Annotated in this window: 31 protein-coding genes; 10 read left to right on the forward strand and 21 right to left on the reverse strand. The window is 60.1% G+C overall.

The window, feature by feature from the left end:
• Positions 1–3: 3 nt before the first annotated feature.
• Complete coding sequence (locus PAQ31011_RS04070; RefSeq protein WP_150574576.1) at positions 4–705, reverse strand: hypothetical protein; 702 nt, start codon at positions 703–705, stop codon at positions 4–6.
• On the opposite strand from PAQ31011_RS04070, the gene PAQ31011_RS04075 reads away from it, so the two are divergent.
• The 5 genes from PAQ31011_RS04075 to PAQ31011_RS04095 are packed head-to-tail and all read left to right on the forward strand — an operon-like array spanning position 704 to position 3,092.
• Complete coding sequence (locus PAQ31011_RS04075) at positions 704–1,084, forward strand: hypothetical protein (protein ID WP_150574577.1); 381 nt, start codon at positions 704–706, stop codon at positions 1,082–1,084. The genes PAQ31011_RS04070 and PAQ31011_RS04075 overlap by 2 nt on opposite strands.
• Entirely contained in the window at positions 1,081–1,584 is a 504-nt protein-coding gene (locus PAQ31011_RS04080; protein WP_150574578.1) for a hypothetical protein, read from the forward strand. Before PAQ31011_RS04075 ends, PAQ31011_RS04080 begins: the two co-directional genes overlap by 4 nt.
• Complete coding sequence (locus PAQ31011_RS04085; protein WP_150574579.1) at positions 1,577–1,975, forward strand: hypothetical protein; 399 nt, start codon at positions 1,577–1,579, stop codon at positions 1,973–1,975. The genes PAQ31011_RS04080 and PAQ31011_RS04085 overlap by 8 nt, the downstream gene beginning before the upstream one ends.
• 28 nt (positions 1,976–2,003) lie before the next feature.
• The gene (locus PAQ31011_RS04090; protein ID WP_150574580.1) at positions 2,004–2,210 is read left to right on the forward strand and encodes a hypothetical protein; all 207 of its coding nucleotides are present in this window, start codon (positions 2,004–2,006) and stop codon (positions 2,208–2,210) included.
• 3 nt (positions 2,211–2,213) lie between these two features.
• Positions 2,214–3,092 (forward strand): hypothetical protein, encoded by an 879-nt coding sequence (locus PAQ31011_RS04095; RefSeq protein ID WP_150574581.1) that lies wholly within the window; start codon positions 2,214–2,216, stop codon positions 3,090–3,092.
• Here the strand turns inward: PAQ31011_RS04095 and PAQ31011_RS04100 are convergent.
• Positions 3,080–3,673: a hypothetical protein gene (locus tag PAQ31011_RS04100; protein ID WP_150574582.1), complete on the reverse strand. Its 594-nt coding sequence runs from the start codon at positions 3,671–3,673 to the stop codon at positions 3,080–3,082. The two genes, PAQ31011_RS04095 and PAQ31011_RS04100, sit on opposite strands and share 13 nt — an antisense overlap.
• A 54-nt stretch (positions 3,674–3,727) precedes the next feature.
• On the opposite strand from PAQ31011_RS04100, the gene PAQ31011_RS04105 reads away from it, so the two are divergent.
• Complete coding sequence (locus PAQ31011_RS04105) at positions 3,728–5,410, forward strand: DNA cytosine methyltransferase (RefSeq protein WP_150574583.1); 1,683 nt, start codon at positions 3,728–3,730, stop codon at positions 5,408–5,410.
• A gap of 31 nt (positions 5,411–5,441) precedes the next feature.
• On the opposite strand, the gene PAQ31011_RS04110 is transcribed toward PAQ31011_RS04105, so the two are convergent.
• Both PAQ31011_RS04110 and PAQ31011_RS04115 read right to left on the reverse strand, forming a co-directional pair.
• Positions 5,442–5,681, reverse strand: a complete 240-nt coding sequence (locus tag PAQ31011_RS04110) for a hypothetical protein (protein WP_150574584.1) — start codon at positions 5,679–5,681, stop codon at positions 5,442–5,444.
• A 63-nt stretch (positions 5,682–5,744) separates the two neighbouring features.
• Positions 5,745–5,978, reverse strand: coding sequence for a hypothetical protein (locus PAQ31011_RS04115; protein WP_150574585.1), 234 nt, complete (start codon positions 5,976–5,978; stop codon positions 5,745–5,747).
• A 207-nt stretch (positions 5,979–6,185) separates the two neighbouring features.
• Here PAQ31011_RS04115 and PAQ31011_RS04120 point away from each other — a divergent pair, with 207 nt between their 5' ends.
• Positions 6,186–6,428 carry a DUF4224 domain-containing protein gene (locus PAQ31011_RS04120; RefSeq protein WP_150574586.1) on the forward strand — a complete coding sequence of 81 codons (243 nt, stop codon included), beginning with the start codon at positions 6,186–6,188 and terminating at the stop codon, positions 6,426–6,428.
• Entirely contained in the window at positions 6,425–7,534 is a 1,110-nt protein-coding gene (locus tag PAQ31011_RS04125; RefSeq protein WP_150574587.1) for a tyrosine-type recombinase/integrase, read from the forward strand. The genes PAQ31011_RS04120 and PAQ31011_RS04125 overlap by 4 nt, the downstream gene beginning before the upstream one ends.
• Positions 7,535–8,158: 624 nt before the next feature.
• Here PAQ31011_RS04125 and PAQ31011_RS04130 read toward each other — a convergent pair.
• The gene (locus PAQ31011_RS04130) at positions 8,159–9,259 is read right to left on the reverse strand and encodes a hypothetical protein (protein ID WP_150574588.1); all 1,101 of its coding nucleotides are present in this window, start codon (positions 9,257–9,259) and stop codon (positions 8,159–8,161) included.
• A 206-nt stretch (positions 9,260–9,465) separates the two neighbouring features.
• Between PAQ31011_RS04130 and PAQ31011_RS04135 the strand changes: the two genes are divergently transcribed.
• Both PAQ31011_RS04135 and PAQ31011_RS26880 read left to right on the forward strand, forming a co-directional pair.
• Complete coding sequence (locus PAQ31011_RS04135; protein WP_246179328.1) at positions 9,466–9,705, forward strand: hypothetical protein; 240 nt, start codon at positions 9,466–9,468, stop codon at positions 9,703–9,705.
• 127 nt (positions 9,706–9,832) lie between these two features.
• Positions 9,833–9,955, forward strand: a complete 123-nt coding sequence (locus tag PAQ31011_RS26880; protein WP_281349966.1) for a hypothetical protein — start codon at positions 9,833–9,835, stop codon at positions 9,953–9,955.
• Positions 9,956–10,028: 73 nt separating this feature from the next.
• Here the strand turns inward: PAQ31011_RS26880 and PAQ31011_RS04140 are convergent, their stop codons facing one another.
• The 16 genes from PAQ31011_RS04140 to PAQ31011_RS04215 form a co-directional block, all read right to left on the reverse strand.
• Positions 10,029–10,514, reverse strand: a complete 486-nt coding sequence (locus PAQ31011_RS04140) for a DUF2514 family protein (protein ID WP_150574590.1) — start codon at positions 10,512–10,514, stop codon at positions 10,029–10,031.
• Positions 10,514–10,990 (reverse strand): glycoside hydrolase family 24 protein, encoded by a 477-nt coding sequence (locus PAQ31011_RS04145; RefSeq protein WP_150574591.1) that lies wholly within the window; start codon positions 10,988–10,990, stop codon positions 10,514–10,516. Before PAQ31011_RS04145 ends, PAQ31011_RS04140 begins: the two co-directional genes overlap by 1 nt.
• A gap of 67 nt (positions 10,991–11,057) precedes the next feature.
• The gene (locus PAQ31011_RS04150; RefSeq protein ID WP_150574592.1) at positions 11,058–11,351 is read right to left on the reverse strand and encodes a phage holin family protein; all 294 of its coding nucleotides are present in this window, start codon (positions 11,349–11,351) and stop codon (positions 11,058–11,060) included.
• 103 nt (positions 11,352–11,454) lie between these two features.
• Positions 11,455–11,664, reverse strand: a complete 210-nt coding sequence (locus PAQ31011_RS04155; protein WP_150574593.1) for a hypothetical protein — start codon at positions 11,662–11,664, stop codon at positions 11,455–11,457.
• Between the two features lie 7 nt (positions 11,665–11,671).
• Positions 11,672–12,679: a hypothetical protein gene (locus PAQ31011_RS04160; RefSeq protein WP_150574594.1), complete on the reverse strand. Its 1,008-nt coding sequence runs from the start codon at positions 12,677–12,679 to the stop codon at positions 11,672–11,674.
• Between the two features lie 54 nt (positions 12,680–12,733).
• Positions 12,734–13,396 (reverse strand): DUF2612 domain-containing protein, encoded by a 663-nt coding sequence (locus tag PAQ31011_RS04165; RefSeq protein ID WP_150574595.1) that lies wholly within the window; start codon positions 13,394–13,396, stop codon positions 12,734–12,736.
• 1 nt (position 13,397) lies between these two features.
• Entirely contained in the window at positions 13,398–14,579 is a 1,182-nt protein-coding gene (locus PAQ31011_RS04170; protein ID WP_150574596.1) for a baseplate J/gp47 family protein, read from the reverse strand.
• Positions 14,576–14,923, reverse strand: a complete 348-nt coding sequence (locus tag PAQ31011_RS04175) for a contractile injection system sheath initiator (protein WP_150574597.1) — start codon at positions 14,921–14,923, stop codon at positions 14,576–14,578. Before PAQ31011_RS04175 ends, PAQ31011_RS04170 begins: the two co-directional genes overlap by 4 nt.
• A gap of 2 nt (positions 14,924–14,925) precedes the next feature.
• Positions 14,926–15,672, reverse strand: a complete 747-nt coding sequence (locus PAQ31011_RS04180; protein ID WP_150574598.1) for a Gp138 family membrane-puncturing spike protein — start codon at positions 15,670–15,672, stop codon at positions 14,926–14,928.
• 76 nt (positions 15,673–15,748) lie between these two features.
• Positions 15,749–16,741 carry a phage protein gene (locus tag PAQ31011_RS04185; RefSeq protein WP_150574599.1) on the reverse strand — a complete coding sequence of 331 codons (993 nt, stop codon included), beginning with the start codon at positions 16,739–16,741 and terminating at the stop codon, positions 15,749–15,751.
• Positions 16,741–17,055: a phage baseplate plug family protein gene (locus tag PAQ31011_RS04190; RefSeq protein WP_150574600.1), complete on the reverse strand. Its 315-nt coding sequence runs from the start codon at positions 17,053–17,055 to the stop codon at positions 16,741–16,743. Before PAQ31011_RS04190 ends, PAQ31011_RS04185 begins: the two co-directional genes overlap by 1 nt.
• Before the next feature lies 1 nt (position 17,056).
• Entirely contained in the window at positions 17,057–17,641 is a 585-nt protein-coding gene (locus tag PAQ31011_RS04195; protein ID WP_150574601.1) for a phage baseplate protein, read from the reverse strand.
• Positions 17,638–19,386, reverse strand: a complete 1,749-nt coding sequence (locus PAQ31011_RS04200; RefSeq protein ID WP_150574602.1) for a phage tail tape measure protein — start codon at positions 19,384–19,386, stop codon at positions 17,638–17,640. The genes PAQ31011_RS04195 and PAQ31011_RS04200 overlap by 4 nt, the downstream gene beginning before the upstream one ends.
• Complete coding sequence (locus tag PAQ31011_RS04205) at positions 19,379–19,534, reverse strand: DUF6889 family protein (protein WP_174989813.1); 156 nt, start codon at positions 19,532–19,534, stop codon at positions 19,379–19,381. Before PAQ31011_RS04205 ends, PAQ31011_RS04200 begins: the two co-directional genes overlap by 8 nt.
• Before the next feature lie 32 nt (positions 19,535–19,566).
• Positions 19,567–20,058, reverse strand: coding sequence for a phage tail assembly chaperone (locus PAQ31011_RS04210; RefSeq protein WP_150574604.1), 492 nt, complete (start codon positions 20,056–20,058; stop codon positions 19,567–19,569).
• Positions 20,058–20,498 carry a phage structural protein gene (locus PAQ31011_RS04215; protein WP_150574605.1) on the reverse strand — a complete coding sequence of 147 codons (441 nt, stop codon included), beginning with the start codon at positions 20,496–20,498 and terminating at the stop codon, positions 20,058–20,060. The genes PAQ31011_RS04210 and PAQ31011_RS04215 overlap by 1 nt, the downstream gene beginning before the upstream one ends.
• Positions 20,499–20,510: the final 12 nt, after the last annotated feature.

Below are 20,510 nucleotides of genomic sequence, written 5' to 3' on the forward strand. Positions count from 1 at the left end.
CAGTCAACGTGCCCCATCAAAAAGGCGGTCCGTTGGAAGTTGGCTGGTCATTGGCGCAATTGCATGCTCGAACGCAACCAACGCCTCTCGAATGAATATTCCGGCGTGATTGATTCTCGCTTCCGTCCGACTCAAAAGATCCACCTGGTTCTGATTTTTGACGTCAATCCAGGCGTCGCCCCCCGTCGTCGCGAGAAAGTCCCCTTGAATCATGTCGATGATGGAAAGGGCTTGAGCGTACTTATATGCGGCGACTGGTTCCAACACAGCCATCCGCTCCAGATCAGAGCGATCTACGGAAGTCGTGACACTCTCAAGATGCCGATAGAAATGTACGACGTTCCACAAATTGTCGGCACTCGGCATTTGTGTTCCTGTACCAACTTCGACCAGCCCCACGGCTTTCGAAATTGCTTCGAAGGCCTGCTTCATTTGCGGAACGACGCGCATCCCAACCACGGCCGCCCCTAACCTGTCCGCCGCCGCCTTATCTCTCTTTTGCACAAAGTACAGACCTACGGCCACAAGCACTGCGCCGACGGTTCCGATTGCCGTAGCAACATCCCAGAACGATTTGGATCCCCAGCTCATGAAGGATCCGGCAGTCAGCACCCCCGCAGCGAAGATCAGCACCCAACCGACGCATTCAGAATATTCGTCCCGCCACCTCATCTCGCCTCCCCGAATTTTCAGGAATCCTAGCATGAGCCCCTACGAACCCCGCCCCGAAGGGCTGAATACCCAGCCAGCGCCGCCGTCTGTGGTGGCGACGCTGGCACGGCACAGCGAGGCTGAATACCTCACGCATGACCTCTTCATGGGCGAGGACGCCGATATCAAGTGCCGGACCGTGAAGCTGGTCACGGCTCGCAAAACTCATCCGTGCTGGCTCGGTCTGGCACACGGCGCGAAACCGCACGAGATCGCTGTAGGCGAACTGCACCGGTATGAAAAAGCGCTCGTGGATGGCGACTACTGGGGCAGCTATCGTTGCTGCCTTCAGTGCATGGACCACGAAATTGCCGATGACTGGCCTGAGAACGCACGCGTGCCGCGCGTCAATCCGAATGAGGTGGAAGCATGAGCAGAAGCGGATACATCGACGACTGCGAGAACCCTGGCCTTTGGCGCGGCTGCGTCGAGCGCGCAATTCGGGGCAAGCGTGGTCAGCAAGCCCTTCGCGAGCTGGCCGACGCCATGGATGCCATGCCCGAGAAGGTTCTGGCCGCTGACTCACTCGTAAATGCAGATGGCGAGTTCTGCACGCTCGGAGTGCTGGGTCAGGCTCGCGGCTTGAACATGGCCCCGCTGGATCCGGAAGATCCGGACGCCGTAGCGGCGGCATTCAACATCGCGCCGGCACTGGCCCGCGAGATCGTCTACGAGAACGACGAGGCGCTCTACCCGTGGAATTGGGTCGAGGTTGAGGTATGCGGCCCGCTGCGCCGCTATGACCGCCGAACGATCACCGTGCGCGTGGATATCGACTACGAACTGATGGCGCGAGCGCGCTGGCAGCACATGCGCAAGTGGGTGGCCGACAACCTGCGGGGCGACGCTAAACAGGAGAACCAGAATGCATGACCTCAAGACCGTGACGTTTGATGCGAGCCAGTGGCAACTGGTGCCGAAGGAGCTGAATGGTGCGATTGCTGAGGCACTGGAAAATGCGCGATACGAATGCACCGAAAATCAAGATTTGTGGGATGTGACGCTCGCCGCCGCCCCCACGCCAGCCGCACAGAGTGCAGGGCAAGAGGCGGTAGCGTTCATGCAAGGGCTTGAAGCCGCCGCAAAGTGGCTGGAGAAGCGCGCCGCAGACTATGCCGACGAGTTTGGCGGCGTCGATCCCGACACCGGCACATTGGAATTCGGCAGCGGCCCGCACGCAGACATTAAGCACGAAACGCATTATGAATGGATCGAGTGCGCCGAGAACATCCGAAATATCGCCGCGCCCGTGAATGGCGCCTGACATCCATACACGATAAAAGGAGATCGAAATGGCAACGTGGAACGTACTTGTAGACCGACACCCGACATCGATTTATCTCGGACAGGTGAATGAAGACACCGAAGAACTTGCGCGGTGCGCGGCGCTGCACAAATTCGGGATGAGCGAAGACGAATATTTTGATGCGCTCAATCATGGCGAGGAATTCCCGTGTGGCATCAGCCCAGGTGATGACTTCAGCGTTTCGAGGGCTTAGGCAATGAAAAAGATCACATCTCAGAATGGCAGCGAAGCCAAGGCAGAAGCAGCCGCGCCCGTGAATGGCGGCGAGTTCCGTAAGCGGGTGTGCGCCGCCCTCATGATTCCTGAATCGTTGGATGACGAAGCCGTCATAACGACCGTCGAGTTGACGGATTACGAGTTTCGTCGCCTGTTTGCCGAAAGCGTGAATGGCGGCGAGCGCGATCTAGCGCAAGTGATCGACGAGCGCGACCGTACAGAAGCCATGGCCGACAAGCTGGCCATCGCCATCGGCGAATACTTTGGCATTGAAATCGGTGAGCACAGCAGCATCAACAGCCCATGGCAATGCGCGCTTGATTTCATCACGACGGCCGAACGCGCCGCAGATGCGCCGCAGGTGGCCGGCGCACTCTGCGCCAAGTGCGACGGAATCGGCTGGAGCAAGGGCGGGAAGTGCCAGGCGGACAAATTCGCATGTGTCGCATGCGGCGGTTCAGGTCGCGCCGCCCTTGCTTCACATGCTCACGTCGGCAGCGACCTCGTCTGGGCAATCCTGACCGAAGTGCGCGAAGCTCTCCGCGTTCCTCTCGATACGCCAGCAAGCGACGTCCATACACGCACGCTCGAAGCGGTTCGCGCCCTCACGTCTCCCGCGAAGGTGGGCGGGGATGAACTGAGACTACCTGATGCAATGCCCGCCGCCTACCTATCGACCGAACCGAACAAGTGGGATCGATGCACCATCAGAAAGAAAGGCACCTTCACGGTTCCGGTGTACACGGCACAACAAGTGCAAGACGCGTTTGACGTTGGCCGCCGCGCCACGCTGTCGGCGGATGGCGGGGATCGCAAGGATGCGGAGCATGGCAGCGGGCGAGCGAATCAGCGTTGCTGAGAACTAAGGAGTTCAATCTGCTCCAAGCTTCGCAAGACATCAGCTCTAAGTGCGATGAGCTCTTGCATACAATCGTTGATGGCATATCGAATCATTGACTTGTTGCCCGAGTGGATTCGCATTTTCTTGTACGCCTCGATAGCAGACAACAGCCGTGTTGCAACGTCTCGAATTCCGCCGGGAACGCCTACTGTTTCATCGCTATCGTCATCACCTTCAATGCCGTTCGCAATTTCGACGAATTCGCGGATCTGATTGCTCTCGAAGTCAAACGACTGCGGCACATTGTAGAGTTCAGGCGTGAAACCTGATTTCTCCATTAGATTTTCACAGAATCGCACAAACCCATCGATTGTTCGAAGCGAACGGTTCAAAAGCCCAATCCGGTTTCTCTGCTCTTTGGCTCGCTGTTCACGTGCAGCATGCTCTCTCTGAGACCAAGGCAAATACAACGCCAACGCAATACCAGCGATTGCTCCCACTGCTTGCATCCAACTGGCCCACTCACCACTGTTGGTCGGCGGGAACTTCCAGATGGCCGCAGCAAAAACTCCCAACGCCACACTTGCCGCAAAGCTCACGGCATATCCCCGAGTTCTCATCTTTTCAACCTCATTATTTGCTCGGACTCTAACATGATTCGCGATCAGTTCCTTCTCGACATTTCCGACGAGTTGATCATCGACAACTTCGCGGGCGGCGGCGGTGCAAGCTGCGGCATCGAGCTTGCACTCGGGCGCCACGTCGACCACGCAATCAACCATGATCCCGAGGCCGTCGCGATGCACGCGATGAACCACCCGCAGACTGAGCATCACTGCGAATCGGTGTGGGACGTCGACCCGCTCGCGCTGACCCAGGGTCGACCGGTGGGCCTCGCGTGGTTCTCGCCCGACTGCAAGCATTTCAGTAAGGCCAAAGGTGGCAAGCCCCGCGACAAGAAGATCCGAGGCTTGGCATGGGTTGCGATGCGCTGGGCGGCTCTCGTGCGCCCGCGCGTCATCATGCTGGAGAACGTCGAAGAATTCCGCACGTGGGGACCGGTGCTTGCCGATGGATCACCGTGCCCGCGCCGCAAGGGCGACACCTTCCGCTCATTCGTGCGCCAGCTCGAAGCCATGGGCTACCGCGTCGAACATCGCGAGCTGCGCGCGTGCGACTATGGCGCGCCCACGATCCGCAAACGCCTGTTCCTAATCGCCCGCTGCGACGGCAAGCCTGTCGTGTGGCCCGAGCCTACCCATGGCGCTCCGGATAGCGCGGCGGTGCTCAACAGTCTGCGCAAACCGTGGCGCACGGCGGCCGAGTGCATCGACTGGTCAATCCCCTGCCCGTCCATCTTTGAGCGCACCAAGCCGCTCGCGGACGCCACGCAGCGACGCATTGCGCGCGGCATCCGCCGCTATGTCATCGACGCAGCCGATCCGTTCATCGTGAAGGTGAATCACGGAGACGACTACTTCCGTGGGCAGCCGCTAGGCGAGCCACTTCAGACCATCACGGCAAAGCATGGGTATGGAATCGTCGCGCCGGTGCTCACCGAGTGCGCCAACGCGTCGACGCAACGCTCGTGGCCGGCAAATGAGCCGCTGCGTACCCAGTGCGCCGAGGTGAAGGGAGGACACTTCGCCCTTGCGTCGGCCACGCTCGTGCAGACGGGCTACGGCGAACGCCCCGGCCAAGCGCCGCGCGCACCGGGCCTAGATAAGCCGCTCGGTACCGTAGTCGCCGGCGGCGCGAAGCACGCGCTCGTATCGGCGTTCCTCGCCAAGCATTACGGCGGTAACTACGACGGCCCCGGCGTGGCCCTGGCCGATCCTGCCAGCACGATCACAACCACCGATCATCACGCGCTCGTGTCATCGCACCTGGTCAAGTTGCGCAACAACCAGTTCGGCCAGGACGCGCGCGATCCAATGCCGACACTCACAGCCGGTGGCGGCCATGTGGGCGCGGTGCGCGCGTTCCTCGTGAAGTACTACAGCAAAGGCGGCCAAGATCAAAGCTGTCGCGATCCGATGCACACCATCCCGACCAAGGACCGTCTGGGCCTTGTGACGGTGGCCGGCGAGCGGTATCAAATCGCCGACATCGGCATGCGCATGCTCGAACCGCACGAGTTGTACGCGGCGCAGGGTTTCCCGGCCACCTACGTCATTGCGCCGGTGTTCAACGGTAAGCGACTGGCGAAGCATGCACAGGTGCGGATGTGCGGAAACAGCGTCAGCCCGCCGATGGCGGCAACGCTGGTGCGCGCGAACGTCCCGGAGCTGGCCGTCTGGACGACGAAAGAGCGACGTGCCGGGATTGCCGCATGACCACCCACCCGGCCACGGCCGAACTGTCCGCTCATCGGATTTCGCGAAAGACGGTCTGGATTTCTGGTCGAAAGGCCTGCGCGGGCGGGCAAAGCTCGTTCTCGATGAAACGACGGCCATCTGCCGTCGCTTCTTCCTTTGTGAAGAACGCGCGCCCCTCAACCTCCGGGCCGAACCCACGAAGCATGCCGTCCAAAGCACGCACTGACCAGATGAAGTATCCCGCAGCAATGTTCGCGGAGATCGTAAGAACGTATGTCGATGGAATCATCAGTATGCGCCCTCAGAGGGAAATATTGCTTTCTAGGTATTACCCGAATTCGCTTCGAATATATCAGCAACCGACCAGCCGATGATCGATCGCCAACTGAACCTCCTCGATCAGCGCCGCCTGGATGACATCCAGTTCCTCGACCTTCGCCAGCTTGAGCTTTCTGGCGCCAAAAGGCTCGATAAGCTCGACGCCGTCAAAGGGTGTCACCTCGATGGTGACGTCCCACAGGGTTGCGCGCTCGCCGATCTGAATGTCGACGGTGCATCCGCGATACACGAAGTTGAGGGAGGGCATGGTGTGGGCGGCTTCCAAGAGTGGCCGAGCAACCATGATAGTACGAACGAAATTCTGCGGGTCACCGCGAGAGATTGGGGAATCTAGGAATAGCGCCGCCGACGACGCACGACCTAGCGAAGACTGGATAGCGGGGACGCCCTTGTTCGCGCGTCCCCGTTTGCATTTTGAAGCGCGGGTGACCGCGATCGATGATGGAGTTAAGACATGGCAGCCGTACTGGAACAGCCATTGGAACTGACTGGCGAAGAAATCGCGCGAATCACCGGCTACCGCCGCGCGGCAAAGCAGATCGACGTTCTGGCGTCACTCGGCATCCCGGCACGCCGCCGCCCCGATAATTCAGTGCTGGTGCTTCGCATGCACTGCCTCTACCCGATGGGCGCTCCCCTGACGCCTACCCCCCCGGCAAACGAGCCTCAACTGCAACCGATAAGGCGCGCAAAATGAACCGTCGTAGGAAGACTTCGCGCGGACTGCCCCGCCGCGTGCTGCTTAATCACGGTGCTTACTATTTTTTCGCGCCTCAACCGACGCGCAACCCGTGGACCGGCAAGGTGCAGCGATGGATAAGGCTTTGCGCAGAGTCCGACGGCGAGTCGGTAATGCTCACGAAGCTAGGCGAGCTGCTGGGCGAGCAGAAGTTGATCACGGGCACGATGCCTTACCTGTGTGCCGAGTGGAAGGCGAACAAGCTGGGTAGATACTCTGCCGAGGTGCAGAAGGACTATGGTCGCATGGCCGACACAGTCAGTGCCGCCTTCTCCGCGTTCACCGTCGCGCAGGTGAAGACCAAGACCTGCGCTGACTTTCTTCGGGCGAACTTCGCCGACAAACCCAACACCGCCCAGAAGTACGCCAACGTACTTCGCAAGATGTTCCGCTATGCGATCAGCGAGATGGGGCTTCGAGATGACAATCCGTGCGATCAGTTGGACCTATCCGACTACGAGACCAAACGGCGCGAGAAGCTGCCAACGCACGAGCAGTTTGGCGCCATCCGTACTGCTGCCCTCATGGGTGACGACGGACTACCAACTGAGTCAGGCCCGACGTTTCAATGCATCATGGACATGGCCTACCTGTGCTGGCAGCGCGGCGTCGACATTAGAACGCTCAAGGAAAGCCAGATCGACGACACCGCTGGGGTGATTCGCTTCAAGCCGTCAAAAACGGCGAAAACGAGTGGCAAGGTGCTTGACATCGCGATGACTCCCGCGATTCAGCGCGTCATTGACCGTGCGAGGGCCATCAAGCGGACAAGGAAGATGATCAGCCCATACCTTTTTCCAACGCGCGACAAGACGCCTTACACGAAATCGGGCCTGAACTCGGCATGGGTTCGCGCTCGCACACGCGCGAAGATCGTTGATGACATCCTATTCCGGGACCTTCGAGCCTTGGGGGCGACCGACGCGGCGAAGGCCGGGAGCCAGCGGACAGAGATTCAACGCCGTCTCGCCCACACCAGCGGGAAGACAAGTGAAATTTACATCAAAGAGGCGATACCGGAGACATCCCGAATGGACGTCAAATTGCCCTGGGAATCCGCCTAATACATGTCTGGAAGGCTATACGACACGGGCCTTTTCGGCGCGCAAAAACTGAGCAAGTTTTAGGCGGTTCTCACGCAAACCCAAGGGACATGGGGTTTTCCGGCGAGTGCGGCCCCGCATGGGGTGCAGGTGGTCGGAGGTTCAAATCCTCTCGCCCCGACCAGAATTGAAAAACCCGCACAGTCTTTGGCTGTGCGGGTTTTTTCGTTTGGGTTAGCTCGTTGATTCGTACAGCTCAATACTAGACGATTGCCAAACAAGCGCGACTATCGCCGTGTCTGAAAGATGGGCCGCCGCCGAATCGCCTTGGCGTCAAAGCACTGGTCTTCGACGTTTATGGCACATGCACCGACTATTGGTCGACGATTCTGGACAACGGCAAGACATTCAATCGCGTGAACGGTGTGGATGTCGACTGGGCGTCAGTCGCCAAGGCGTGGTACGGCCTGTACCCCGACACGTTCCGCGAGGTCGTTTCCGGGGCACATCCGTGGCAAAGTCCGTCGCTGCTGCGAGAAGAGGCGCTTGCGCGCGTGTTGCAGCGTCAGGGCTATTCGCTCGAACCGCGTCAGACCGCCCCCTGCCCCCTTCGCCGTACGAAAGCGAGGGGGCAAGCACAACGCTTTAGACCGTGTAGTCCTGCACGTAGACTGTGAACGTCGGCGTACCGACGAAGCTACGGCTGGCAAAGTAGAGCGTCTGCGGCGTCACGAAGGGCAGTTCGTCATACACCACATGTCCGAATCCCGGCGTCACACAGGTGTTCGAACTCTGTGCCACGCCGAGCTGCGACGCCGCCGACGCCACGAACAAAGACATGTTCGCGTTAGCCACCGTATTGACGATACCGAGACCCAGCGTCGACTTCTTCGCATTGCGAGGCACGGCCGACGCCACGCTGAACGCGGCGAAGGTCTCGCTGACGGTGGACGTGTTGAAGATAGCCCCCGGGACCACCGTCACGCGCCGGTCGACCAATTGGCAAACCGCGAACTTTGACGAGGCGACCGGCAACACGCCAACGAGCGCCGATGCGGTGTAGCCCTGTGGCATGTTCGAGCCACCGTACACCTCAGGCACAGTCGCCGACGTCGCATCAACGCCGAGCAGCGCCACGTTCTTCGTGGTCGGGTTGAAGATGGCATATACGCCAACGAAGCCCGTCACCGGCGGGCTGCCCGCATCCATGCCACCGGCGCCAGTCGACGTCAGATTGATAGCTGCACTGACGTTCGCCAAGGCATATCGTGCCGAGCTACCGAGCGCGGCTTCCACGATCAGTTCCGTCGCAGTGAAAGTCGCCGTTGCCGAAGCGGTGGTAACCGACAAGCTCGCATTGCGAGACTGGCCGACAACGCCCACCGAATTGCTCAGCGGCGCGAACATTGCGTTTGCCTGGCCGAGTTGGATCGCGTGCTGGCTCTGCGTGGCCTGCGCGACCTGCTGCGCGCCCCCCGTGCAATCGAGCAGAACCCAACACAGGTTCCCCGAGTTCAGCAGCGCTCCAATATAGGACACGAGCGTCACGTTGCCGCCAGCGATGATTTCGTTGCCCTGAAGCGGCTGACCGCCCAGGCCATAAATTGGCGATACCTCGAGGCCATCCGGCGAATAAGTGGCGTCGCCAGTATTGGTGGCAGTTGCCGGGAAACGCTGGAAGATGCCGCTGAGCGTCGGGAGCGCTGCCATCGGCAGTTGATTGGAAGCTACATAAGCCGTCGTCATATTCTTTCCTAATTTAGTAGTACTTACAAAATAAAACCGACCAGGGTGTCGGTTACCTTAAGTTCCGGGACCACGACGAAGATTTCGCCAGTGCCGCGCTAGCACTTTTGGACTGACAACTTACGTCGCGCCGGTATACTGTTTTTTTATACAGCATTTATCAAACACATCTCGGAATCAATCAAGCCATGCGAAATCGATCTGACATGAAATTCATCGTCGTCCCTTTCCGTAAAGGGCCGGACGGTAATTTGCTGCCCGCCGAAGTCCGATCAGCCGGTACCGACGTCGGGGCGGTTCGTGTAGCGCACTCGATGCGCGAGAGGCACGCTGGAGTTGCCGCCTACGAAGTTCTATTCGATCCCGAAACGGGCGCGATGTACGCGCCCAAGGTCCTCTTTCAGCACGGCCGCGTACCAGCGCTCGACGAGCATGCGACGGCTTAGCAGACACGGAAATCTGCACCGGTGAACTGCGATTTATCTCAGATGACCGTGAGTTCGAGGCTCGCTATTCTGGCAACACGTCGAAAGCATCTTTCCTCAAGCACTCACTGAAATCCGGAGATTGATCATGCCCCTCGCAGCCCTCACTTATCTTGGTGCAAAGTGCGCCGTCGGTGCCGGTGCCCTCGTCGGCGTACTCAAAGTGAACTCGATGGTTTTTGACTACGCGCTTTCATTGATCGGCGGCTGAGTGTCCAGTTGAGTACTCAAAACCACGCACTAAAAAGATAACAACAACTATCTTTTTAGTTGTTTTGATCACTTTAATTATCTTTTTTCGTCAACGCATCGTAGCTCCGCTCACAGGCAAGTCCTGCGATGTGGGCATCGTCAGCGAATTTAGCGAGCGCTCCCGCAGCTTCGTCAGTCCGATTGAGCAGCCCTGAGAGCATATCGAGGGGATCTTCTCCTCCATCGGTTGGCGCGCTTCCGCTGGCAGCGGAGGAACGTCGTGCGGCAACGACGTACTGGCCGAGTTGCTTGCGCAGCCCGTCAGCGACGAGATCAGAAGTACGAGCGGCAGCATTCGCGGCATCGGCAGATCTTTTTGCATCGATCGATATCCCAGCCAGCGTTTGCGTCGTCTGGCGATAGAGGTTGTTGGCAGCGGTGAGGTCGCCGATCCGCTTGGCTTGCAAAGCAACCGTTGCCGACTGACCGGCGTCATGGCGCCCCTTCCAATAGCCACCGCCAGCAGCCAGCACGATGGCGAGCAATAGCCCGCCCCACAGGCGAGGATCGAACCACATCACATTGAACCTCCGGCCTTCACATACTGTTGAAGCAACGGCGCGAGCGCGTGCTCCATCTGACCGTAACCCGCGCCGGGCAAACTGGCCCAGATGTTTCTGCACTTCGAAATCGCCGACTCGATCCTTCCCGCCATGATGTCGGGCAGCGCACCGCGCTCGCAAATCTGCTGTATCGCGATCTTGTCCTGACTCACGGGCGAGAAATCCGGCAGGCCCAATTGCCGCTTGTACACGTCGTAATAGCGCGAGAGCAACTGATACCGCCCAGCCGCCGTCGACCACACATTGAAGCGCGAGATCCACACCGATTTCCTCGGATGGTCCGCGTAGCTGGTGAACGTCCCACCGCCGACGATCACGTTGTAGCCGTCGTCCGAACCTGCGATGCGTGATGTGAATTCGGACCACGCCAGCATGTCGAGGAACGCGCACACGTTCTGATCACTTGCCATGACCAAGTCAATCCGAGCCATGTCCCCTCCCCTTGTTCAAGCGCGACGCCGGTCTGCCCAACGAGTATGAGAACTTCATGACCATCGCTCATCCCTTCCCGCTTCGAAACGATCCTGCGCGACGCTTCAGCTGCAATTCGATGAACTGCGCGCCGACCGTACCAAGCACACTGCCAATGCCAAGCAGCGCCAGCGGCGGAATGTCCGGTATCTGGATGAGTGCGACGCCCGCGATCATCGAAGCACCTGCGCCCAAAATCGCGCGGCCGACAATCAGCCGCCACGTCAAAATCTCATCGCTGACGAGCAGCTTCCCTACGCCCATCACAGCGCCCAATACCAAAAGACCCAGAATCGTCCAGGTAGTCTTGTGGTCGTCCATCGATAATTCCCCGCTTACGAAAGAATGACGCCGCCCGCGCGCGTAGATGCGGCAGGCGGCGAGACGAGTGTGTTTTCTCGTTGACCGTAGCCAGCATGGCGCATCAGGGCGCTGCGTCTGGCCCGGCTGGTTGGATCATCCACAGCCGCGAGCGGGCGTAAGCATCGATTTTGTCGAGAAACGCGTCGTACCGCGGATCATTGCTTTGAACAACGCCCTGGTGCCGGTACACCTCTGGATCACCGACACCCCCAAGAAGCGCAACGACCTCCTCTTCGGTTTGGTCAAAAAATTGCACGTAAATCCGTTCCATAGTCACCTCAGAATCGATAGCCAATTACCCCGACTGAGTACGTCGGCGATCCTCCGCCAGACACCCGGCGGCTATAAAGTGTCTGGGTAGCGACAATCGGCACCCAGCCGTTTGCTGTGCGCCCCGTGCCGACAACCGGGAGAAGGCCGTCGCAGACAAGCAACGCGCTTCCCAACGCATCTGACGCAACATCGAGTTCCATCGTGATGTTTGCCGTTCCATTTGAAATCGACGAAACGACGTTCACGGCGACCGCCCCCGGTGCGACAACAGCCCCAACAGGAAAACTCGTAAAGGTGGACTGATTTGTCGTGGTCGAAAGCACATTGACCGCGGCAAACGAAATGTCTCGGTCGCGCAAAATGCAAGGGGTGAACTGCCTGGAGGCGTTGGTCAGGAAAATCCCGCGCAGCGACGAAGCCGTGTATCCCGTCGGCATGTTTGCCCCGGGATAGATTTCAGTAGGGGTGCCCGTCACATTCCAACCGAGCATCGCTTTCGCACCGGTAGCAGGGTTGTAAATGAGATACAACGCCACGAAGCCGGTTGCCGGCGCAGTGCCCGTGTCCATGCCCCCCGCGCCAGTAGTGGCGAGATTGATCGACGCACTGACACCAGACAGGCAGTATTTGAGACCACCAAGCGCGGACGAGACAACAACCTCGTCGGCTGTGAATGTCGCGCTCGAAGCAACAGTCGTGATCGTCATTGCCGCGTTACGACTGGCCCCTGCGACGCCGACGGATCGAGCGCTAACGGCCGCTTTCAGATTCGCAAGAAGCGTGGCCGTCGTGCCGTCGTCGACTGCGTTCTGCCCTGTCGTGTCGACGATCAGTTGCGCCAGAACGGCCGCCATGATGCTGGACTGCCGCCAGACCTTGTTCACCTGCGCGGACTGGGCCGTTCCCGCCTGAAAGCCTGACGCCAGAAGCGCGCTCAGCGCTGCGTAGTCCGCTTGTGAAAGTACATTCGCCGAGGCACCGCTAGCGAAAGCCAGGAAATCGTTTGTGGTCATGTCTTACCCATAAAAAAAGCCGCCCGAAGGCGGCTGATGGAACTGAGAAGTGAATCAGAGCGGTGTTGCCCACGCGCCGACGTCAAAACCGGCGACATACTCGTTCGACACGTCGAACCCGAAAATCGGCGAGTCGTTGACTGACGTGACGATGTAGAAGTTAATCCGAACGGACTGCGGCTTGATCGGGATATACCCGCCTGACAGCAGCGCGAGAAAAAGGGCCGAAGGAATCTTGCCGGAAATGCCGACCGTGATCGACATGTCCTGATTGTCCTGAATAAACACGTGGGTGCCGGTGTTGAAAATCTGGCCGAGAATCGCCTTCGATCCCGCCAGCGTTCCATCCCAATGGTTCGCGCCGATACGCGCTCGGATGAGAAGCCGGCAGGTCTCGTCATCCAGCGTCGTCAACCCTGTGTCCGGATCGAACGGACCTCTCCATACCCCTTGATCGAAGCCTAGCCCCGCCATATCGAACGAGAAGTACACCCCGGACAACGGTGCACGGATGTGGCGGGACACACCCACCCACAGCCCCACGTCGTCGAGCTGCTTCCCTACAGCGCGGTCCAGATCAAAACGTGCGGGCAGGCTTGAGAGCGCATTCTTCACGTCGACAAAGCACTGCGTGACTGCACGAACCATCGCCGCATAGCGCGGCTTGTCCGCATGCTCAGACGTGATCTTTCCGGTGTAATCGGTAATGTCAGCCATATCAAACCGGTGTCAAAGTGATGCTGGCAGGCGTGCACGTTGCGGCCTGATTGAACGCAAGTGGCACGTCCGGGGAGCCAGCCCCAGTCGGGCCGCTCAACGTGAGGGATTTGATCTTGAACGTGGTCGCCCCCGGCACGCTCTTGGCGGCCGCAATGCACGCGTCCCACTCGACGACGCCGGGCGTGCCGCCGCCAATCGCCACAGCGTTGATGTAGTCCGAGATGGCCTGCTGAACCGACTGACCGATGGCCGTAGTGAACCCGGCAAGGGCGTTGAACTGCACCACCGCTGTCATCGCCTGGGGCACGGGCCGATAGAACCGGATGACGATTGGACGCCCGTACACGTCGTTGACGCTGACGGCTGTCGTCCCGTATGTGCCTCCGCCCGGCCCCTTCTTCGCAGCGATCGCATTCGCGATAGCCATCGCGTCGCCCCCCTCTACAACCAACGAGATGGTGTGCGGCGGCAACGTGTTCGCGTCAGTGGCATTGGTGTCGTTCTCATAACCGGCGCATCGCGTCACACCCTGCACATTGGCCACGGCACCGATCGTCCCCTCGAACACCGTCAGCGACGGAATCGCGGTCGACGTCTTTTGACGAGCACGCAGCGCAGCGTCCGACTCGACGGGTGCCCCTGTCGTTGCGGACGTCAGGTTCGTCACCGTCTGCCAGCCGCGCGTGGGCGTCACGATTCTGGTGATGGTACCGGCGGGCGCGCCGACTGCACCAATCTTCGTGCACGTCACCGTCACCGTCATCTGCCCCGACGGCGGAAGGGTCACGGTCGCCGGGAGGGCCCAGCTAATCTGGTTGGCATCCTGCACCAGTCCGTCGGTGATCGTCGTGCCCGCCTGACCGACGAGCAACACGTCACTGGTCGAGTACGACGCCACGTGCCGGGCAATGCCGTTGATTCTCACATTGCTCGACAAGGCAGCATCCTGCGCCGTCGCCGGACTGAAGCTGTTGTAAATGGCAAGGCTGACACTGTTGCCGTCGTTGATCGCGGAAGCGATGACAGCAAGGAACTGGCCATCCTGACTGTCCGGTTCAAGGTAGGCATCCTGACCATAAATCGCGCGAAACTGGGTCTGAAGGAAGTCCAGCACGTCGGCGTAGGTCGGCGCGTGAATGCCGGTGGCATCGATGGTGGGAGCGGTTGTCGTGATGGTCACAGCGTTTCCTGTATCGTCGTTGTGCCGTAGATCGTGGTGATCGTTGCGGTCACTGTCATTGCCCGGGTGTCGGGCGCCAGGCGGCTGGCATAGTCGGTGATCTCGACGACGCCCTGCGTGCCGAGAATGCACGTCCGTATGGCGCTGTCTGCCGCACCCTGAGTGTGCTTGCCGAGCACTTTGTCCCAAGGCATGCCGACCGTGGTGTCGAGGAACCACTCGCCACGGATCAGTCGCAGGCGAGTCGCGACAGCTTGCGCCACCGCTTCCGGCGAATTCGCCAGGAATGCGGCGGCCCCGCCGAGGACGTAATCGCCGTCAGCGTCGAGTTTTCGATATCTCATGGTCAGTTCACCGTGCCGGAATTACCCGAACCGGGTTGCACGTTGTTGTGTGTATGTGTGTCGTCGACACGCTTGCCGTTAGCCGTGATCTGGCCAATAACATTCAGCACGCCGTTAAACACGGCCGCAGCACCACTCGTGGCGCTTCCGACCATGCCACCGATGAACGTCAGCAGGCCGCCAATCGTGACGGCCTTCGAGAACGTGGCCAATGGCGTAACGACATCGAGCCCGCCGGGGGCAACGATGCTGACTTTTTTCGTTACCGGATTCAGATCGATGAAGGTTGCGCCATCGTCGCTGCGCAGTTGCGCCGACGCAGTGCTAACGCCCGAGAGCGCTCGCGGACGCGATCGCGTGCCCAACAGCACAAAACCGTCGGAAAGGTCATGCATACGCGGCTCCGCCTGCGCTTGCACGCCGCTCGACTGCCACCAGCCATCGATACAGCGTGAGCCAAAGACAATCAGGCATTCGTCGCCCGGGGTGACGGGAAATGTCAGCGTGCAATTGCCGCCCGCAGGGAACTGGACGGGACAGTCGACCAGCAGGGGCAGTGAGAGCGAACTCTCAGTGCCGTCCGGGCCACGCGCCCGCACCTGGATCGCGGGCTGCACGGTGCAGGTCATCGCGACAGCGTCGAACGACTGAATAACGCCCGGAAGCGCAGTCCATACCTCGGACAGCGCGCCGCGCATCGCGAGCAGCAGCATCTCGTTGGGGTCGCCAACGCGCTCTTGTCGATTCATGGGGAAACTCGGGGAAAGAAACTAGTTGGCCCGACGTGCCGGACACTCGGTGAGCAAATCCGGTACGGCGAGTTTGCTAACCGTGACTTTTGACCGCGTTCGGAGCGGGTTCCACAGCGCTGAACATCGGGCGATTGAGCAACGCCGATGACCGGATGACCGTGGGATCGGCCGCGAGACACGTCAGTTCTGTGTACCAGTTGTCGCCCTGCGTATCACCATGGTGTTCGGCAACGGCGACGTAATACAGCTCGTTCGAAACAAGACGGCTTTTCTGAACGCCCTCGCCGGAGGGTTTGGCGTCCGGCTTGGCACCCGAACGGGCAAGACTCTGCTCGCTCAACTGAATCGCTGCGTTATCGAGCTGAACGAGCGTGCCGATCTTGATGTTCGGGTTGAGCAGTACCTTCACGGAGATGCCATTCTGCGTTTGCGTCGGCATCCCGAGCATGCCGGTATCCGCATTGATCACCGGGATCGTGCCAGGCATGTAACTGGTTTCGGGGATGACCACGATCTGACCGTCCTGAATGCTCCAGGTCGTCTGCGTGGCCCGCGCAACCCCTCGCATGAAATTGCGGGCCATGCCGAAAATCGCCTTACCACGAGGCAACGGGTTCGACTGTAATCCGGCCGTGTACCCCACGCCCACGCCATACCGCACCATCGACTTCGCGACCGCGTCGAAATGATCCTGTGCGGTCGATCCCGCAGCCAGGGTCGTATTGACGACGGCAAAGTTGTAAGCGGCATCGCCATCGGCTGCGGTGATTTCCAGCTTCGTGTCGAGCGCACTCTCACGGCCGCGTCGTGTCTGCACCACGGTCCCGTCGAAGATCAGCCCGTAATTGCCCTTATAGCCCGCCTGAATCACGACGCGCTTGAACTCCTTCTGCACGCGCGTCATCGTGTCCGGGCTCATGTTGAAGACGCGAATGTGCGCGCTGTTCGGCGTTTGACTATCCCCGCGCTTCACATCGAATGCGAAGCGCAGGTCGGACAGGTCGAGGGCATCGCCGGCCTTCTCGCCGATGATGAGGGACGCCTTTCGGAGATATTGGTCGGTCATCAGTCCGTCACCCAGAAAACATGCGAACCAACACCCAGATCATCGAACGTTGGTGTGTTGTCCGGATGACCCGCACCCTGCACCCAGAGACGTCCGCCTAGCCCGAGGTAGGCATAAGGCGCCAGCAGATCCGTTCCGGTCACGAGCGGCAGACCACCGAGGATCGGCGCACCATTCGCGTCCGCGATGTCCAGCATCCATCCGGCGTTATCCGCCGCTCGATACTGCACAGTCAGCGTGTACTCGACGCCCGACAACGTGACGCGAAATGCCTGGGGGGTTGGCGAGAACGGGATTTCGTAGAAATTGGCCATGTCATTGCGGGGCGACTGAACCGCCCGGTGCCGGCGTTGCCGGAGTTGCCTGCTTCGACCCAACGTTCTGCGTCTCGGCGGTGCGAGACGGGTCGGCCTGATCGTCGCGAGGCGGCAGTGTTGTCGCCCGCGTCTCCACAATGCGGAGCTGCTGCAACGTTGCCGTGAGCATCAGTGCTTCGCTCGTCTTGTCGTTGTGAGTCACACTCAGGCTGGTCAGCAACATCGCGTCGTAATTCCGGCGCGACGTCACCGCACGGAATGGCCTCCGGCTGGCTTGCAGCGCTAGAAGCTGCGAGTAAACGGTATCGATGTAACCCGACTGCGTTGTCGATCCCTGAGGGAATTGGGAGACCGCGCCCGATGCCTTCAGCGCCGCATAATCGGCGTTCGACCACCCGCATTTGATCACCACCTTCGGCGGACTCTTGTACGCGTGATCCGTGATCGGCGCGCCCTTTTCCACCGGGAACTGAGTGAACATCAAGTCGTCGGTGTACGTCTCTTCGATGGTGACGCCGATCCGGATCTCGTCAAGCGACTTGGGAATGATCGTCATGACATCGAAGAATTCGAGGATGTTCATAACAGTGCACCTTGCAGATTGCGAGTGAGTTCTCGATTGACGCCAGCTTGCTCGTCGCGCACCGCGCGCCCTGTCGCCTGCGGATCGCCACCGGATACGTTGATGCTGGTCTGATTGTTCTGCGTGATGATCGTTTGACGCGAGCCACCACCGGCAGTCCCGAGAATGGTGTCCGGCACGAACGGGTTGCGTCCGTTTTCGGGGCCATTGATTTCCCTCGTCAGACCGGCAATGACATTGGGATCGCCGAAATTAATCGCCGGGTCGTCGCCAACGCCGAGACGCTTCGCCATTGCGCCGACATACGCACCGGCCTCGTTCCCGGCCAGCGGTGCCCGGCTGATGGCACCACGTACGGCGCTCAGGCCACGACGCGCTTGACCGCGCAGCAAATCCCCTTTGGCACGCAGGCTGTCGTCGGACATCACGAAGTCGGCAAAATCGTCTGCGACCTTCCCCACCTCCCCCTGTCCGAAGCGGACGTTGCCCGAGGTGATGTTGTGAGGGCCTCGCGGCGAAACACCGGGCGGCAACACATTCGACGTCGTTCCGTTAGGGTTCGAGACGGTCATGCCGAGTTTTCGTCGGCGTGCGAGATCTTCCGCCTCGCCTTGATTCAGCCCCTCACTGTGAAACAGCAAGCCGAGCGCGCCTCCGATACGCGCCAGCGGCGCGAATCGACTCAGCAATCCGGCAGCCCGCCCGCCGACGGCAGCGACTGCACCACCGGCAGCAGCACCACCGACACCACCGGCCCCCGCAAGGCCGCCTATTGTCGCTGCGGCGCGACCCACGGCGAAAATCGCCTCGGCCATCTTGAAGACACCCCCGACCAACTGAAAGGCACCGAGTGCGCGAAGGACAAACACACCACCGAGAATTTTCGTCGACCAGCCATCAGTCGACTTGTCGAGATCGACGAACAGGTCGAATAGCCCGCCCACTATCGGCGCGATTGCCTCACCTGCACCAATGACCGCCATCGCAACATCGCCGACACGCTTCTCGATAAGTGGCCCGTTGCGTTGGAACCAGTCTTGAAACTCATCGAGCTTTGGCCCAAGGCGCTGAATCAAACTGCCCTCAAGCCGCGTGACGAAACCTTCCCAGACTGCGTCGAGCTCTCGCAGAGAAAGCATGAAGCGGTGCGAGTCTCGCGATGCCCCGTCGAAGTCCGTCTGCGCGCTCAAATTGCGATATTGCTGCATGGACTGTGCAAACTCGTCCTCACGCATCGCCGACATCAGCCCTGCGTCGATACCGAGAGCACTACCGTACTCACTGGCGACCTTGGCTGGCTTCTTGGCAAGCTCGCTACCAAGACTGGCCATAATGTCCACGGTGTCGAGCAACTGCCCGTTGGCATCGCGTGTCTGCACACCCAAACGCTTGATATAGCTCTCACCGGCGGGATTGCTGCGCATGAAGCGTGCAAGCGCCTCAACGCTGTTGCGCGCCGTCTCGGACGAAACACCCAGATTTTTGGCCGAGAATTCGAGAGCTTTCAGGTTGGCGACCGTCGCGCCACTGCGCTGTGAGACGAAATACAATCCTTCCATCTTCGACGCAAAGGCAGCGAGGTTTTCGCCCAATGCAACGGCCGCGCCCTCGATCGCAGCCACCATCCGGACAGCACCTTTGGTCGCACTCTCGACGCCGTCTTTGAATGTCTTCAGGCTTCTCTCGTCGACCTTGTATCCCAGGGTGACGAGAAAATCCCGGATGACTGTCGGCTCATCAGCCATTGTCGTTCTCCCTCATGCGCTCGGCTTGTGCGCGGTTGTCGTTGCGCACAGCCAAGGCATCATTCATCAGGGCCATGTCGTGCAGGCTTAGCGTGCCGTCGAGCAAAGATTCGTACTTGCACATGCCGGCGAGTACCGGCGCGAGCAACCAATCTTCACTGCCCGGCAGGTGCGCCCACGCTACGCCATCGCCGGTGGGTGACTCGCGGGGCTGGTAAGCCACCCGGCAATAAAAGGGCCGAGACTATCCGCAATGACCTTCACGGACAGCTCGATCATGATCGACAGATCGATGTCGTCGTAGATCGGCAGCTTTGCCGCGGGCGACCAGATCGAAAACCAGGCATTCCCCTGGAAGCGCTGCACAACGGCGAGACACTCGCCGATCACGTACTCCGCCTGATCGTCCGGAAGACTGGCCAGACCGTCCGCGAACGGTTGAAGCAATCGGGGCTGCGACAGCAGCGCGCTGCCATCGCTCCCGGCCGCTTGCGTCACGTTGCCTGCGCCAGCCTGAACCGGCGTATCCCCTTTCGGGGACGCCAGTTCCAGCATGATCGGCAGAAGCGCCGGCACCAGCGGCGCGATCTTGCGCGACACGTGCAGTTGCTTCATCGCCGAGAGCTTGCCGATGCGGTACTTGACTTGGCGAATCTCGATGTCGGAGGGCATCAGTAAGCCCCCAGAATCGAATCGATCTTGCCCGCGTCGAACGTCCACTCCATCTTGGCCCCGGCCTTGTCGTAGACCACGTTGGGCTTCTTGGAAAACGCGCAGTCGCGGCAAACATGAAGGTCGCTCGAAGCGGCGTTGGACACCGTAATGATGTTCTTGCCGTGCAGGGCGCTGCTAAGTGACTGCACGTCGAACGCGGCCTGCAACAGTGCGTTGAGCGGACTGGTCTTCAGCAACGTCACCTTGATCGTGCCGGACTTGTCGGCGTGCAGCGAGTGCATCACTTCGCCGTCGGCGCCCACCGTCATGGTGTTCTTGCCGCCGCCGGCTTCGATGGAGATACCCTCCTCTGAGCTGGCCGAGCCCGCGCCAATCGAGAAGGCTGCACCCGGACCCACGATGGCGGCTTGAACGTCTTGAAAGCTGTAAGTGGCCATATTTGGCTCCTG

This window comes from Pandoraea aquatica (assembly GCF_902459565.1).
Classification (GTDB): Bacteria; Pseudomonadota; Gammaproteobacteria; order Burkholderiales; family Burkholderiaceae; genus Pandoraea; species Pandoraea aquatica.